This window comes from Xanthomonas sp. SHU 308, assembly GCF_000364645.1.
GTDB classification, from domain to species: domain Bacteria; phylum Pseudomonadota; class Gammaproteobacteria; order Xanthomonadales; family Xanthomonadaceae; genus Xanthomonas_A; species Xanthomonas_A sontii.
On sequence record NZ_AQOK01000502.1, the window covers coordinates 1 to 1063 of the forward strand.

General features: G+C 75.1%; 1 protein-coding gene. It reads right to left on the reverse strand.

Annotation, left to right across the window (positions count from 1 at the left end; translation table 11 throughout):
* A partial coding sequence (locus D588_RS0115200; RefSeq protein WP_026143751.1) for a DUF3488 domain-containing protein occupies positions 1 to 997 on the reverse strand: 997 nt, incomplete at its 3' end.
* Between the last annotated feature and the right edge of the window lie 66 nt (positions 998 to 1063).

The following is a 1063-nucleotide window of genomic DNA, read 5'->3' on the forward strand; positions in this document are numbered from 1 at the left end:
CCTCCACCCGTTGCGGCAGCGCCGACCGCAGCCGCCAGCGGGTCAGCGCGCTGAGCGGGCGCTCGGTCTGCAGCACGGCGTCGGCCGTCAGCCGGGTGCCGGGCGGTGCCTGCCGCGGCAGGTCCAGGGCGACCAATTGCCGGCGGTCGGTCGGTTCCACCTCGAGCTGGTAGTCCCAGCCGCCGGGTGCGAGCTGGATCGTGGGTGCCGGCGCGAAGGCGTTGTCGCGCGGCGCACGCCAGGTCTGGCCATCGAAGTCCCACAGCACCGGCCCGCGCCAGTAGCGCTGCGCCGGTGCCGGCACCGGGCCGAAGAACTGCACACGCAATGCGGGGGTGTCGTCGGCCAGCAGGTCCAGCCACTGCCCCGGACTCATCGAGTCCGACAGGCCGGGACGGCCCAGCGCACGTTCCGGCACGCCCCACAACGGCGAACCCAGGCGCGGGAATAGCCAGAACGCGGCGAGCGCCAGCGGCAGGCCCAGCGCCAGCAGACGGCCGACGCCGCGCAGTTGCCCGCGCAGCGGCCGCCGCGCGCTGTGCCCTTCCTGGTCGGCCAGGCGCTGCATGCACAGCAGGGCCGCGATCACCGCGGCCAGCCCCAGCGCCATCGTCACCGGCCCCTGGTCGAGCAGGAAGGCGGCGAACGGCGCGAACAGGGCGAAGCCGAGCAGGCTGCGCGCATCGCGCAGGCTCTTCAGTTCCGAGGGCTTGATCGCCAGCATCGCCGCCAGCAGTGCGCAGCCGGTGTCGCGGCCGAAGCGCAGGCCGACCTGCCAGTACAGCGCCGCGAGCATGACTGCGACCAGGGCCAGGCGCAGCAGCGCCGGCAGCGGCCGCCACGCCGAACTGGCGCCGATCAGCAGCGCGGACAGCGCGATCAGCCAGGCCAGTGTCGCGGGCAACTGCAGCAGCAGCGGCAGCAAGGCCAGCAGCGCCGCGCCCAGCGCCCAGGCGCGGCTGGCGGCGTGCAGTGCGGGCGAGTGTGGCTCAGTCATGCGGCAGCAGCGCCAGCGCGCGCAGGCACAGATGCCGGTGCTGCGGGCCGCGGCCCGGCCCCAGCG